At 64.9% G+C, this 13,670-nt stretch carries 16 protein-coding genes; 4 read left to right on the top strand and 12 right to left on the bottom strand.

Features of this window, described 5'->3' with window-relative positions; translation table 11 throughout:
* Positions 1-7: 7 nt before the first annotated feature.
* From LGT36_RS02335 to LGT36_RS02320, 4 genes are read right to left on the bottom strand one after another with little or no spacing between them, the layout of a single operon-like run.
* A complete protein-coding gene (locus LGT36_RS02335) occupies positions 8-1,093 on the bottom strand; it encodes a branched-chain amino acid aminotransferase (protein WP_226097476.1) in 1,086 nt (361 codons plus the stop codon).
* 42 nt (positions 1,094-1,135) lie between these two features.
* Positions 1,136-1,753: a hypothetical protein gene (locus tag LGT36_RS02330; RefSeq protein ID WP_226097477.1), complete on the bottom strand. Its 618-nt coding sequence runs from the start codon at positions 1,751-1,753 to the stop codon at positions 1,136-1,138.
* A gap of 46 nt (positions 1,754-1,799) precedes the next feature.
* Positions 1,800-2,630, bottom strand: a complete 831-nt coding sequence (locus LGT36_RS02325) for an alpha/beta fold hydrolase (RefSeq protein WP_226097478.1) — start codon at positions 2,628-2,630, stop codon at positions 1,800-1,802.
* 9 nt (positions 2,631-2,639) lie between these two features.
* The gene (locus LGT36_RS02320) at positions 2,640-3,563 is read right to left on the bottom strand and encodes a LysR family transcriptional regulator (RefSeq protein ID WP_226097479.1); all 924 of its coding nucleotides are present in this window, start codon (positions 3,561-3,563) and stop codon (positions 2,640-2,642) included.
* A gap of 66 nt (positions 3,564-3,629) precedes the next feature.
* Between LGT36_RS02320 and LGT36_RS02315 the strand changes: the two genes are divergently transcribed.
* Positions 3,630-4,610, top strand: coding sequence for a threonine/serine dehydratase (locus tag LGT36_RS02315; RefSeq protein WP_226097480.1), 981 nt, complete (start codon positions 3,630-3,632; stop codon positions 4,608-4,610).
* A 17-nt stretch (positions 4,611-4,627) separates the two neighbouring features.
* Here the strand turns inward: LGT36_RS02315 and LGT36_RS02310 are convergent, their stop codons facing one another.
* Complete coding sequence (locus LGT36_RS02310; protein ID WP_226097481.1) at positions 4,628-4,996, bottom strand: type II toxin-antitoxin system death-on-curing family toxin; 369 nt, start codon at positions 4,994-4,996, stop codon at positions 4,628-4,630.
* 3 nt (positions 4,997-4,999) lie between these two features.
* A complete protein-coding gene (locus tag LGT36_RS02305) occupies positions 5,000-5,206 on the bottom strand; it encodes a CopG family transcriptional regulator (RefSeq protein WP_226097482.1) in 207 nt (68 codons plus the stop codon).
* A gap of 357 nt (positions 5,207-5,563) precedes the next feature.
* Between LGT36_RS02305 and LGT36_RS02300 the strand changes: the two genes are divergently transcribed.
* Complete coding sequence (locus LGT36_RS02300; protein WP_226097483.1) at positions 5,564-5,749, top strand: hypothetical protein; 186 nt, start codon at positions 5,564-5,566, stop codon at positions 5,747-5,749.
* A gap of 413 nt (positions 5,750-6,162) precedes the next feature.
* Here LGT36_RS02300 and LGT36_RS02295 read toward each other — a convergent pair whose 3' ends face one another.
* Together LGT36_RS02295 and LGT36_RS02290 are read right to left on the bottom strand one after the other, a co-directional pair.
* A complete protein-coding gene (locus LGT36_RS02295) occupies positions 6,163-7,020 on the bottom strand; it encodes a NotI family restriction endonuclease (RefSeq protein ID WP_248642198.1) in 858 nt (285 codons plus the stop codon).
* 56 nt (positions 7,021-7,076) lie between these two features.
* Positions 7,077-8,288, bottom strand: a complete 1,212-nt coding sequence (locus tag LGT36_RS02290; protein ID WP_226097485.1) for a DNA cytosine methyltransferase — start codon at positions 8,286-8,288, stop codon at positions 7,077-7,079.
* Positions 8,289-8,454: 166 nt separating this feature from the next.
* On the opposite strand from LGT36_RS02290, the gene LGT36_RS02285 reads away from it, so the two are divergent.
* Complete coding sequence (locus LGT36_RS02285; RefSeq protein ID WP_226264650.1) at positions 8,455-9,558, top strand: ParB N-terminal domain-containing protein; 1,104 nt, start codon at positions 8,455-8,457, stop codon at positions 9,556-9,558.
* A gap of 41 nt (positions 9,559-9,599) precedes the next feature.
* Positions 9,600-10,436 (top strand): restriction endonuclease, encoded by an 837-nt coding sequence (locus LGT36_RS02280; protein ID WP_226097487.1) that lies wholly within the window; start codon positions 9,600-9,602, stop codon positions 10,434-10,436.
* 143 nt (positions 10,437-10,579) lie between these two features.
* Here the strand turns inward: LGT36_RS02280 and LGT36_RS02275 are convergent, their stop codons facing one another.
* From LGT36_RS02275 to LGT36_RS02260, 4 genes are all read right to left on the bottom strand, one after another.
* Positions 10,580-11,305 (bottom strand): M50 family metallopeptidase, encoded by a 726-nt coding sequence (locus tag LGT36_RS02275; RefSeq protein ID WP_226097488.1) that lies wholly within the window; start codon positions 11,303-11,305, stop codon positions 10,580-10,582.
* Between the two features lie 66 nt (positions 11,306-11,371).
* The gene (locus LGT36_RS02270; protein ID WP_226097489.1) at positions 11,372-11,725 is read right to left on the bottom strand and encodes a YrdB family protein; all 354 of its coding nucleotides are present in this window, start codon (positions 11,723-11,725) and stop codon (positions 11,372-11,374) included.
* A gap of 66 nt (positions 11,726-11,791) precedes the next feature.
* Entirely contained in the window at positions 11,792-12,652 is an 861-nt protein-coding gene (locus LGT36_RS02265) for an ABC transporter permease (protein WP_226097490.1), read from the bottom strand.
* Positions 12,649-13,617 carry an ATP-binding cassette domain-containing protein gene (locus LGT36_RS02260; protein WP_226097491.1) on the bottom strand — a complete coding sequence of 323 codons (969 nt, stop codon included), beginning with the start codon at positions 13,615-13,617 and terminating at the stop codon, positions 12,649-12,651. The genes LGT36_RS02265 and LGT36_RS02260 overlap by 4 nt, the downstream gene beginning before the upstream one ends.
* Positions 13,618-13,670: the final 53 nt, after the last annotated feature.

Here is a 13,670-nt window from a genome sequence, read left to right as displayed (position 1 = left end):
AGGCGGCTTAAGCGACCGCCCGCATCCAGTTGAACACGTCTTCGACTCGCCCGTACTGGATGCCGGTGAGCCGCTCGCGCACTTCCATGGTGACCGTGCCGGGCTCGCCCTTACCTACCGTCAGATCGAAGTCGGGCGAGACGAGTCTCGCGACCGGCGTGACCACCGCCGCCGTGCCGCACGCGAACACTTCGGCCACGGCACCACTCGCAATCCCTGAGCGCAACTCCTCGAGTTCGAGGTCCCGCTCCACCACGTCGTGCCCGGCGTCGCACAACAACGCGATCACAGAGTCGCGTGTCACTCCTTCAAGAATGGTTCCCGTCAGGCGCGGGGTGATGACCGAGCCATCGGCCATCACGGCGAACACATTCATGCCGCCCAACTCTTCGACGTACTTGTCCTCGCGTGCGTCCAGGAACAGCACCTGACCGCAACCGTTGTCTTGAGCCTGCTGCTGCGGCAGCATCGACGCCGCGTAATTGCCGGCGGTCTTCGCCTGCCCCGTTCCCCCGGCACCGGCGCGATGAAAGCCCTGGGCGACCCAGATGGAGACGGGCTTGACGCCGCCCGTGAAGTAGGCGCCCACTGGCGAGGCGAGCAGCATGTACTCGACGGTCAGCGAGGGCCTCACCCCCAGGCACGCCTCGGTGCCGATGAGGGTAGGCCGCAAGTAGAGGCTGGTCTCCGGCTCGCCGGGCACCCACGGCGCGTCGACGCTGAGCAGAGCCTCGATGGAGGCCAAGAAGTCCTCCTCAGGAAGTTCAGGCAATGCGAGCCTGCGCGCCGACACCGAGAGCCTGAGCGCATTCGCCTCCGGCCTAAACAAATGGACCGAACCATCGGCCCAGCGGTACGCCTTGAGACCCTCGAACACCTGCTGGCCGTAGTGCAACACGAGCGCGGCCGGGTGCAAGGTGAGATCGCCAAAGGGCTCGATCCTGTGCTCGCCCCAGCCTCCGTCGAGAGTCCAGGTGGCCTTCGCGATGTGGTCGGTGAACACCGTGCCGAAGGCCGGAGCGTCCATGAGGCTGGCGCGATCGGCGTCAGAAGCGGGAGCTGTGTGCCGCGTCACCGTGAAGGAGTGGGTCATTGAATGTCCTCCATTCGGACACCTTACTCCCGGCAAAGACCACTACAAGGACGCCTCAAGGAGTGCGCGCAACGTCACGCCCGCAGTGTCGCCCACGAGCTTCTTGGCAACGTCGCCAACCACTCGCAAACGACGGTCGCGAGCGCGCTGGGCCAGCAGGTCCTCGATGCGTTCGCGGAGCCGTTCGCCATCCCTCCCCAAAGCATCGTCGAGCGCCGCCAGGAACACCTCGGTGGGCACGATGATGCGCTCGCGGTTGAACGAGCCGTCGGTGAACACGTCGACTTGCTTGAGTCGCGCCTCGAAGGCATCACGCGCGAACGCGTCCTCGACGTTGAACACGGCGTCTCCGTCGGCTTCGATCTGGACCACCCGCACGTGGTCAACGATCGCCGCGATGTCTCCCCCGCCGTCGGCCGTGGAAAGCCGATACGCGTACATGAGGCCCCTCACCCGGCCAGGGGTGATGCCGAGCTTTCGCGACAGCGAGAATTGTGGCTCGTCGGCATCGATGTAGCCGGCGGCGATGAGACCTGCGAACAGAGCGACGTCGATCTCGCGCTTGGGCACCGATCCGAAGGCGTGCCCGCCGATGCGGCGCGCGATCGTGTCGGCAAGGGCGACCTTCTGGGCGTCGCTCAGGGAACTCAGATCCATCATTCAGGAATCATCCCGTGGCGGTGTGACGCCCGCAATCGGAGCGACGCTACGGGCGCGCGCCCAGCCAATCGAGAGCGTCGAACACTCCGTTCATGACCGACACGTGGCCGTCGCCCGACCGCTCCCAGAATTCGACACCAGGGATGTGCTCCGCGAGCCACCGCGAGTGCGCCACGGGGACCACGCGGTCATCCGTGCCGTGAAGCAGGAGCGTGGGCGCGGCGACGCCCGCGACGTCGAAGCCCCACGGCCTCACGTACGAGAGGTTGTCGGCCACGACGCCACCCATGCCCTCGGCAACTCCTGCCGCGGCAAGCCCATTGAAGGACGACCACCGGCCTTCGAGCGCCTCAAGATCTGCTGCGGTGAACATGAGGGGGTCGTACTCGAGGTCCTCCACGAAGGCGCGGAGTGCGTCGGCGCCCGTTACCGCAGAGCGCAACTCGGCCTCCCCGCCGTCGTACATGCCCGCGAACCACTCGAGGCCGGCGGCGTCGTACGGCGCTAGCCCCGCGATCGACACTGCGGCCTTGACGCGTTCACCGAGCACGGCGGCGCAAGCGAGCGCGTTGGGGCCCCCTCCGGAGTGGCCCACCACTACGAAGGTCTCGGCGCCAGCGGCGCTGGCCACGCGAGCCGTCGTGGCGGCGGCGTCGATGATGCTCCACGCGTCAGTCGGAGTGGAGCCTCCGTAGCCCGGGCGGTCGAAGCTCAGCCAGCGAATCCCGCGCTCTTCCGACGCGTCCAACAGGGGCGCGGGAGGCGCCCCGATACCAGGGGTGCCGTGGTGCCAGATGGCCGTGAGGGGTGCGTCGGCATCACCTTGTTCGCGCCAACGAATGACGCCTTGCTCTGTCTCAAGATCGTGAACAATCACGTCGCGAGTCTACGGGGACCCTGTGACGGCCTGGGGTGAGCCCGCCACGGCGGCCACGATTTCCCTCACCACGTGGCTTGCTGCATCGAGCGCCGGCGGCAGTGGCGGGCGCCCGAGCGAGAGGAGCCGCAGCGACCGCGCCGCGCCCTCGACACGCGTGACTTCCACATCGGGATGCCTGTGCGCCGCGAGCGCCAGGCCAGGAAGCATCGTCACGCCGTGGCCCACGGCGATGAGTGCCTGGGTGGCCACGTAGTCGTCCGACGCGAAGCGGATGTTCGGCTCAAAACCCGCCTGGGCGCAGGCGCTAACCAGGTAGCCGCGGCATCGTTCGCAACCGGCCAGCCAGTCGTCGGCGTGGAATTCGGCCAGGCCCGCGACGGCCACGGTGCCGTCGACATGCCGCGTGGGCGGAGTGATCAGGTACAGAGGGTCCTCGCCCAGCACCTCTGAGGTGACCGCGTCGCTGCACTGCTGCTGGGGGTAGGTGAAGGTGACGGCGAGGTCGACCTTGCCTTCGATGAGCAGGCGCTCGGCCTCTGGCGGCTCGGCCTCCGCAATGTCGAGTTGCAGCCCGGGGTGGCGGTCGGCCATCTCGGTGACGATGCGCGGGGCCAAGGTCGCCATCCCTGACGGGAAGATCGCGAGCCGCACGTGGCCGCTGTGGAGGGACACCGCCGACGCCAGTTCGGTCGAGGCGCGGGACATGAGGCCGAGGATCTCCTCTCCCCTGGCGGCCAAGCGCTTGCCCTCGTCCGTGAGGACCAGGCCCCGGCCGACGCGTCGCATCAGCACCGCACCCGTCTCGGCTTCGAGTCGCTTGAGGTGGTGGGAGACGGTGGGCTGGGAGTAGTGGAGGGCCTCCGCGGCGGCCGACGCCGTGCCGTGCTTGGCGAGGGCAACGAGGACTTGGAGCCTGGAGACGTCGATCATTCCTTCATTCTATGTAGTTTGTCTATGGTTTTAGTCGATAACATTCATTGGACCTCTGGGTGGCGCGTGAGCGATGCTCAAGTCATGGAGAAGCTCACCGTTGACGGCATCTACGCGGCGGCCGAACGCCTGCGCGATCTGCTGCCCCCGACGCCCGCGTGGTCGTACCCGGTGCTGGACGCGGCAGTGGGGTCACGCACGATCGTCAAGCACGAGAACGTGCAGCCCACCGGAGCCTTCAAGGTGCGCGGCGGGCTCAACCTGTTGGCGACGCTCTCCCCCGAGGCACGCGCGGCCGGGCTCATCACCGTCTCCACGGGAAACCACGCCCAGTCCTTGGCGTATGCCGCCGCGCGGTCCGGCGTGCCCGCCACGATCGTCATGCCGCGCAGCACGCCGGCCGGCAAGGTCGACGCCGTACGTGCTTGGGGTGCCCGAGCCGTGATCGAGGGCGCCGACATGGCGCAGGCCGCCGAGTTCGCAGAGGGGCTCGCCGCGCGCGAGGGCCTGCACTTTGTCAACCCCGGCAACACTCCCGCGATCATCTACGGCCACGGCACGGTGTATTTGGAGCTGCTGCAGGCTCATCCCGAGATCGAGACGCTGTACGTGCCCGTGGGGTCAGGCTCCGGCTTGGCGGGCGCGCTGCTGGTGCGCGACGCCATTGCCCCGTCGACGCGAGTGGTGGGCGTTCAAGCGTCGGGGGCTTCTGCTGCGTATCAATCGTGGCGGACCGGCACCATCCAGACCGTCGAGGCTCATACCTTCGCGGGCGGGCTCGCGACCGGCTCCGGCTTTGAACTGCCTCAGTCCGTGATGCGCGACCGGCTGGACGACTTCCTGTTGGTGTCGGATGACGATCTGCGCCACGGCATGTCACTCATGGCGACTGCGGCGCACACCTTGTGCGAAGGTGCCGGCGCTGCTGGCTTGGCCGGTGCGTTGGCTGACCCTGACCGGCCCGGCGTGGTGGGGTTTGCCGTGACGGGCGGGAACGCGTGCGCTTCGGAGATGGCGGGGCTGGGGAAGGTGGTCGCGGGGGTGTAGCGCCTCGTGGCCCGGTGTCAGCGCTCGATGACCTTCAGTCTCGGCGCAATAGCCTCGACGTCTCGCAACTCCCCCGAAGCAACCGCCATCGTGAGCTCAAAGGCCTCATCTTGAGTGAGGTCGGGCTCGTAGCCGTTGAGCGCAAGGAACACAACCGTCGCGTGCCATCCGATCCGCTTGTTGCCGTCGATGAGCGCGTGATTGCACACGAGCGAATGGAAGAGCGCCGCAGCCTTGAGCTCAAGGTTTGAGTACGAGTCGGTGCCCATGTACGTGGTCGCAGGGCGCGCCGCAGCCGATTCCAACAGACCCATATCGCGAACCGGCCCCACGCCGATGTCCTCCGCGAGAAATAACAGGTCCTCGAGGGTCAGCCATTCAGTCATGAACTAGACGGTGCCGAGGCGGTGGAGCGTGTCGGCCCAGCGGTCCTTGGACTCCGCGGAAAGCGCGGCAACGCGGTCGTGGTGGCCGAGCCGCGCGGCACGTTCGAGAACGGCGCGGCGAACGGCCTCTTGCTTGGAGCCCTCGTCGTGCTGCGCAAGGAACGCCAGCGCGGCCTCGAACTCGGGATCGGTGCGCAGTGTCATAGCCATGAGGTCGATGGTATCACTGTGGTATCACACACACGTGGTGAGAGCGACCTAGAGAGTGACGACGGGATGGAAGTAGTCCTACACCGGGGGGCTGGTGCAGTGATTGGCACCTCGAACCGGCGGCCATGTACAACGCGGCTCGGGGGACCTGGCTCCACGGCCGGCAAAGACGTCCACCGTATCCCGGGTTGGTTCAGTCATCCCGTGTCGGGTGCACCAGCCCGTGCCTGCCGAGAGTTGATAGTAGAAGACATGGCCGAGGCGCCCCCGACGGGCGCGTGCCAAGCAGGGGGGTGACTCTGTGCGCATTGGCGGCCCATTGCTCGGGGGCCTGCACCACCACATGTGGGTCGGCCAATGCACCCTCAGTACGTTCGGGCCGACGACGAACGCGCGCTCTTTCGCTTCGAGGGTTCGATTGTGGGCAACGAACACAACTTCCGCGTCGGCAGCCGCCACCACGCCACACCGGTCGGGGCGGGCATGAACGCCCGGCCCGTCGACCGCGTCGTGACGGTCACTGCGCGGTTGACCTCGAACTAGACGACGATCGACCGGCACGAGCATCATCTGCAATCAGCCTGATCGCATTCTCTGTCACGAGCCGTCACTCCCTGCAGCGCCCAGACTCACAGGCTCGGTCGCCCTCCTATGCCTGGAAATCCAGGGGACCGCAGGGCATAGCACCAAGGAGGTGGGACGCAAATTGAACGGACCGGCGTAACCTGCCGCGACGCTCTAGCACCAGCCACGGGCGAACGCAGGCACCGGCGCCGCTAGAGCGTGGTGCGCGAGGAGGCCACGGCCCCGGCGCCGGGGCCGGGGCCGACAGTCTGGCGAACAGCTGGCCAACCCGCCGGTAGAGCATGGTGGCCCTCACCTGTGTAAGGAGGAAGGCTCCGGTAGAGGAGGTCGCCGAGTTGGGATCGGTCGCGGCGGAGGTTGTGGCCGTGCCGCTAGGCCAGCCCGAGGCCGTCGAGTATCGCGTGCGTGTACACGTCCGCATCAGTTAGCTGCACGTTGTTGAAGGCCTCCTGCAGCTTGTAGACCGTCGTGGAATGCTGGACTGCGCGCTCGAGTGGTGCGACGTCGCCGTCGACCGGCTCACGCTGAAGGTAGTCGTACGCAAGGAATGTCACGGACGCGGGCTGGAGCGCATACGTCGGCAGCTTCTCGACACCCCCAACGCGTTTGATCACTTCGTTGTAGACCGCTCGCGGCGCAACAAAAAAGAGACCCTTTCTGCAGAGACTCTCTCGTTGCAACAACTGGCCCTTATACACGAGTTGCGGCAAAATGCGCTTATTGACGTTCTCCCAGTTCAGTCCAACGGTGGTCTTAACCACCTCCCGAGTATCAAGGAGCGCACGACGACCGTTCTTGTAGTTGCCGGTCGTGTCGATGGTTTGGACTTCTACAGCAACAAACTCTTCAAGGTCGCCGCGCTCATTCACCAAGGCTAGGACCCAGTCAACCCAGTAGCCGCCGGTACCGGACTTCTTCGGTACGCGAAGTTCGCCGCCCCAGCGTTTGCCAAAGACCGCGACGACCGGTCTGCCATCACGCATGGCGACAGGCACTGCGCTGCCGCCCGGTACGAGCTTCGGCCCCGGTCCGAAGGCTATGTCGGCCACGTCTCGAAGGACCCGATATTCGTCGGCGTAGAGCCGAATCGGACAGCACACGACCGGTGAACTCGTCATTGGCTTTATCGAACAGACACCTGCGGGACCATCGCCAGTGGTGTGTAGCTGCTTCTCGCAGCGACTATCTAGGATCGGGCAGCGATACTGCTCCGCGGCTCGTCGCGCCACCTCGGATTTGTCGTCGGCCCGATACCCGAAGATCTCGTGAATGGTTCCTGACACAACTAGACCGCCATCAGAATCTCGCCTGACGCATCGCCGAGGCTCTTGGCGACAGTGCGGCCAATGGCCGCACCCAACAGAGGCGGAACCGCGTTTCCTACCTGTTCGTACTGTTCAACCCTAGATCCCACAAATCGATAAGAGTCGGGGAAAGACTGGATCCGAGCCGCTTCGCGTACTGTAAAGGACCTGTCCTGATCATAGTGAAAATACGCGCCCCAGTGGGGGTCACATTTCGTGAGAATCGTGGAAGCAAGGCCATTTGGATCCACTCTGCCATAGCGCTTCGTGTGGTCCGAGCGCCGCGCGCGCTTCATACCCTTGGGCAGCAGTTCCACGGGGATGCTTGTCCAGTTTCCACCGGCCGGAATGTGCTGGAGTCTGGATAGATTGACGTTCCCAAGCCTTGGCGCGCCATGGTTATAGACACCGAGCGATCCAGCGCGCAGTACGCGCTGATAGTCGTTTTGTGGCAGCGTCGAGTAGTCCCCTCCCTCACGCCAACTCTCGCCATTGGCCAACGGCGGAAGATCCCCGATCGCATCGCGGACCGAAACGTGCGCGGGCAGCTCTACGCTCGTGGGTAGGCGCACAAGCTTCCTGCCGCCGTGGTTGGAGGTGAAATTGACCCGAATAGGAGCGTCGCGTGTAGGGTCCGGGAAGACAACAGCGTCATCGGTCGATCCTCGGAGACCGACTACTACAGTGCGCCACCGCGTCTGCGGCACGCCATGGTGCGGCGCATAAAGAATCTGGACGTCAGCCCCGTAGCCAAGATCTCGCAGAGAGGCCAAGATCGCGTCGAGCGTAGCCCCTCCCTCAAAGGAGACAAGTCCGGGAACATTCTCGATCACAACTGCCCTCGGTCGGAATTCCTCGACAAAACGCAGGTACTGACGGAACAGGTGGTTCCGATCGTCATCGCCAGATCTCACTGGTGCGTTGATCGAGAAGCCTTGACACGGCGGCCCGCCCGCGATGAGGTCCAGTTCGCCTTCTGCCAACCCCAGCTCAGTGCGCACGGCATGTGCATCGACAGACCGGATGTCTCTGCTGTCAACCCACACTTCGGGGTGATTGAGTTTGTAGGTCTCCGCGTACCTCGGAACCAGTTCGTTGGCGTATACGCCGCGAAACCCGGCTTCCTTCAGCCCCTGAGAGAGCCCACCTGCCCCGGCGAACAGGTCGATAGATGTGAGCGTTGCGGTGTCCATGACTAGAGGCTAGACCCGGACTCGGACATTGAGGGGCAGCCTTGCCGATGGGCCGCCGCGAGCAATGTCCCTGGCGCCGCACCCTACGTTGGTGGTTCTATTGGCCACGAGAACGTCTGGCGGCTTGTGAAGGTCCTCCAGCAACCACACGAACCTAGGGTGAATCATGGCGACTATGGAACCGATGACTGCAGCAATCGACGACCTCCTACTCGATCCGAATAACTTCAGGTTCCACGGAAACTCTGACGCGCCAGAGATCGCCGAACGCCGAGTGGCCGAACCGTCTGTCCAGGACGCGGCTCTGCGCAGACATGACAAGGACGGCCTGAGTGACCTCCGGGCATCGGTCGTGGAGAACGGCTACCTCGAAGTGGACCGGATCGTGGTCAAGCCGCATCAACTCGCAGGGGAGGACACGGGCAAGTACCTCGTGATCGAAGGCAACCGGCGTGTCGCGACCCTGAAGAGGCTGCAACAAGACCACCTCGCTGGAGCGCACGTGCCCGCCGCTGTGGTTCAGGTGATGGCCGCAGTACCGTGCGTGAGACTCAACGATAGCGACCGTGCCACCGAACTCGCGATCATGGGCGTGCGCCACGTTGGTGGCATCAAGGAGTGGGGCGGATACCAGGGTGCAAAGATCGTAGCCATCCTGAAAGATGAAGAGGGGTTGGACACTCCGGAGGTCGCGGCCCGCCTGGGCCTCCCCTCGCAAGAGGTGAACCGGCGATACCGCGCGATCAAGGCGGTCGACCAGATGAGGTCCGACGAAGAGTACGGACACCATGTGACGCCCGACCACTACGCTCTCCTGCACGAGGCGGTCGCGATCCCTAAGGTGAGGGACCACTACGGCTGGGACAACGAGGAGAACTCGTTCGCGGATGAGCAGAAGGCGCGTGACCTCTACAGTCTTCTGTGCCCATGGACCGACGGCGAGGGCGCAAAGAGACCCGCCAAGATCGACTCGTACACTGAGGTTCGGTCTCTCCGAGAACTACTTAGCAACGAGGATGCGCGCACCTCCCTAGAGGATCCGAGTCAGACCCTAGCAACCGCGCAGGCAATAGTGCTCCAGGTGAAGGAACGGCATGCTTGGCGCAAGCGAGTCGAATCCGCTATCGAGTCGATCAACAACATCCCGCTCTCCGACTTCATGACGATGGGGCACGAGGACATTGACATGATCGAGAAGCTTCAGTCCAACCTCGCCGCAATCGTGCAGCAGGCTCGCCTTAGTGAACGCAATGGAAGCTCGCCAGAATAGTGGCCACACGAGCGGAGCGTGTCGCTACACAAATCGAAACGATGGTTCACCCGCTCGCCGAACCTAGCGAACTCCGGCAAGTCGTAGTTGCGGCGGTCGTCGAGGTTTTGGATATTGGCCGCGACACCGCCGGCGAAGTCGCCGAGGAGGTTTACTCGCAGGTGGAAGCAATCCTCGAAGAAATCGAACAAGACCGGCTTAACTCGAGCGACTACTGCTCCTTCACTTTCAGTTCTGCCGGCTCCCACCTCATCCAAGGGTCCGGCTTCTTGGATCCAGGAGCGGACGTCGCAGTCGTTAAGGCAAGGAGAGCCCGAAGCGCCGCACCGGCGTGGATAGAGGTTCTCAAGGTACTCGAACCGCGCGCCTTCGAATGCCTCGGTCGCGGCGTTCTCGCCTTGCTTGGATGTACCGACGCTACAGTCACGAGCACTTCCCGGGACCAAGGCATCGACTTCTACGGACATCTCAGCCTAGGTACGAGGCTTGACAACGCGAGCGTCCTCCCATCGATCGACTCGACCATGTCCGTATGGCTCGCGGGGCAGGCGAAGCACTACCCCTCGGGCCGGGTCTCAAGCGACGAAGTCCGTTCCATCGTGGGCAGCGTGGCGCTCGCTCGAGCTCAGGTGTATGCGCCCGGTCACCAGACGCTCGACGGATTCCGGCCCAGGTTTTCGGATCCAGTGTTCGTCCTTTTTTTCACGACCGGAGACTTCACAAGGGACAGCCTCCTACTGATCGACCGCAGTGGCGTGATCCCGATGAACGGCGTCCGGCTTGCTACGTTCCTGTCAGACAACTGCATAGGGATAGACGATCAAGGGAAGTTTGACCGCAAACTAGCTGAGGAATGGATCGCGTCGTTCGAGAAGTAGCGCATTGCCCACGTCCAGGGCTCGTCGCTCGACCTGCCTGCGCCCACAGCAGGACGAAGACCGAGCCCTTCTTGGGGAGATTGATTGGCTCTTTCTAGAAGGCGCGCCCCTTCTTCATCCAAATTGCCGACAGCCACCGCGTCCTAACCGCCGACCACATCCCCCAACATCAACCAAGCCCCGCCAGCAGCGCACGCCACAGTGACCAGCCAGAACACCCCCACCCAGATCACGCCGGGCACGCGCGTAGAGCGAGCCAAAGCGTCGGCGTCGGACGTGCGGCCCTCTGCCGTCCGCCGCGAGCCGTGCAACTCCACCACGGCGCGCACGGCCCCAAGCAGCAAGAGCCACGCCACCGCGTACGCCACACCCACACGCCACGGGTCAGCCCCGGCCCACGCCAGCCAACCAACGCCAGCCACCGCGAGCACCATCACCAAGAACCCGTACACGTTGCGGATCTGGACCAAGACCACCACCAACAGCAGCACCGCGATCCACAGCAGCGCGAACGCATAGCCTGCGCCCAACAGCACCGCGGCGCCCAGGCCAAGCACAGCGGGTGCCGGGTAGCCAGCAAAAGCCGTCAGCGCGAGCGGCAAGCGCTTGGTGGACCCTGAATGCGTTGTCAGGCCAGAGGTATCCGCATGCAGCCGGATCCCACTCACGCTCCGGCCCAGCAAGACGGCCACCCCAGCGTGCCCCGCCTCGTGCGCGATGGTGACCACGTGGCGCACGATGTGCCACACCTGCGGCACCAAGAGGCACACCACCACGGCAGCCAAGGGCCACAGCGCCGCCGCGGTCGAAGCCACCACCTGCGTCGTGACGTCATCCCATACCTGGTTGAAGGCGTCCCCGACGCTCATGGCTGGCTCCGATCTGAGAGGGCAATGCGCCACGCTGGCCGACGCCAGTGAGCATTCACCAGCAGGCTACCGAGGCGCACGCGCGCCGGGAATCTCCCGCTCTGCCCCGCGAGCCATCACCATGCCCACCACGGCGAGCACCACGGTGACCACCGCAAGCCACGCTACCCCGGCTATCCACGCCGCCACCGCACCGGCCAGAATCAGCGCGAGCCGAAACACCAGTCCGATGCGCGACGGAAGCACGCGCGGGGCTCGCGGCGCCAGGAACACGCCCCACACCACCGCGACCGCCGCCGGCAGCGCGATCGCCAGGACCACGCTCATCGGCCCGTCGCCTGACCACAAGCCAAGCACCACAAAGCCGATCAGCATGCCCATCTCAGCAAAGAACACAAGTGCAGCACCGAATGACCTCATGCTTCCAGCCTGCCACCATCGCCCCCTGGGCGCGCAAGTCGTACGAAAGGCCCCACCGGAAGGCGGCTACCTCGGGTCGCGGTACTTCCACATCGTCAGCGACCCAAACACGGCGACCAACCCCGCCGACCACAGCAGCGCCAGAAGCAGGCTCGACCCCACCGGCGTCCCTCCCATGAGGTCGCGCACGCTGGTGACCAGGTGTGAGACAGGGTTCACCTCGACCCACGCTTGCAGCCACCCTGGCATGGTGGAGGGGTCCACAAAGATGTTCGAGCCAAACGTGATGGGCGTAATGATCATCATCGACACGCCCATGATCGAGTTGGCGGAACGCAGCAACAGGCTGAGGAACGTCCAGATCCAGCCCAGCGAGAACGCGAACACCAGGATCAGCACCACGCCAAGGACCACGCCCACCAAGCCGCCTCCAGGTCGCCATCCCAGCAGCAACCCCACCACGGACGTGACGATCGCGGCGATGGTAAAGCGCACCGTGTCGCCCAACAGCATCCCTACTAGGGCGGATGGCCGCCAGATCGGCAAGGACCTGAAGCGGTCAAACACGCCCTTCTCGATGTCCGTCCGCAGCGTGTGTCCCGTGTACATCGTGATCATGATGAGCGACTGGACCATGATGCCCGGCAGGAAGAACTGCACGTAGTCCTCGGTGCTGCCCGCGAGCGCCCCGCCAAACAGCACGCTGAACATCGACGTCATGATGATGGGGAACGCGGTCACGTCGAACAGTTGCTCCGGCACGTGCTTGATCTTGAGCAACGCTCGCCACCCGAACGTGAGCGAGGTGGACAAGGGGCCAGGGCGTTGCGGCCTCTCAGTACTGGCCAAGGCGGACACAATCGCCGACGCTTGAGGCGCCTTCCCCTCCTTCGCGGGAGCGGCCGCAGTGTCGGTAGGCGTGCTCATGCCGCGACCTCCTCGTCGGTGGAATCCTCGGCCGGATGGCCGGTGAGGGCCAAGAACACCTCGTCGAGCGTCGGCTGCCCCAAGGCGAACTGAGCCAACTCGATGCTCGACCCCTCGAGCGCGGTCAGCGCGCGGGTGACGGGGCCAGAGGCCTCGACAGCAGCGTTGAGCGCCTGCGGATCTACCATCTCCACCACCTCGACGCCGAGTTCTCGCTCAAGGATCGCCTTCGCGGCGGCGCGATCCGCCCGGTGCATCACGCGCACGTGTAGCGACCCGCTCCCCACGGAGGCCTTGAGTTCGCTCGAGGTCCCCTCCGCGATGATCTTGCCGCGGTCGATCACCGAGATGCGGTCGGCGAGCTGGTCGGCCTCGTCCAGGTACTGGGTGGTGAGCATGACCGTGGTGCCACTGCCCACCATGGCGCGGATGATGTCCCACACCTCGTTGCGGCTGCGCGGGTCCAGGCCCGTGGTCGGCTCGTCGAGGAACAGCAGCTCAGGCGTGACGACGATGCTCGCGGCGATGTCGATGCGCCTGCGCATGCCGCCCGAGTACTTCTTGACCTGCCGGTCGGCGGCGTCCTCGAGCCCGAAGGCGCCGAGTAGCTCGTCCGCACGCTTGAGCGCTTGCGGACCCGAGTAGCCGAAGAGCTTGCCGATCAGGCGCAGGTTCTCGCGCCCGGTGAGATCTCCATCGACGGAGGCGAACTGCCCGGTGAGGCTCACGAGCGAGCGCACCTCGTCGGCCGCATGAACGACGTCATGCCCCAGCACCTTGGCCGTGCCTGAGTCCGGCCTCAGCAGGGTCGCGAGCATGCGAATGCACGTGGTCTTGCCCGCACCGTTGGGCCCAAGGAAGCCGTGGATCCCACCGCGCTCGATCGCGAGGTCGACGCCGTCGACGGCGCGTTCCTTGCCAAACACCTTCACCAGACCGTGCGTCTCGATGGCAAGTTCTGTCATGGGGGTCGCCTTCTGTGGGGACTTTCATGGTCGGCACGAGCAGTGTATACACT

This window comes from Demequina sp. TMPB413, from assembly GCF_020447105.2.
Taxonomy (GTDB): domain Bacteria; phylum Actinomycetota; class Actinomycetes; order Actinomycetales; family Demequinaceae; genus Demequina.
The sequence above is the reverse complement of the archived record's forward strand: the minus strand, read 5'-3'. Positions and strand labels throughout refer to the sequence as shown.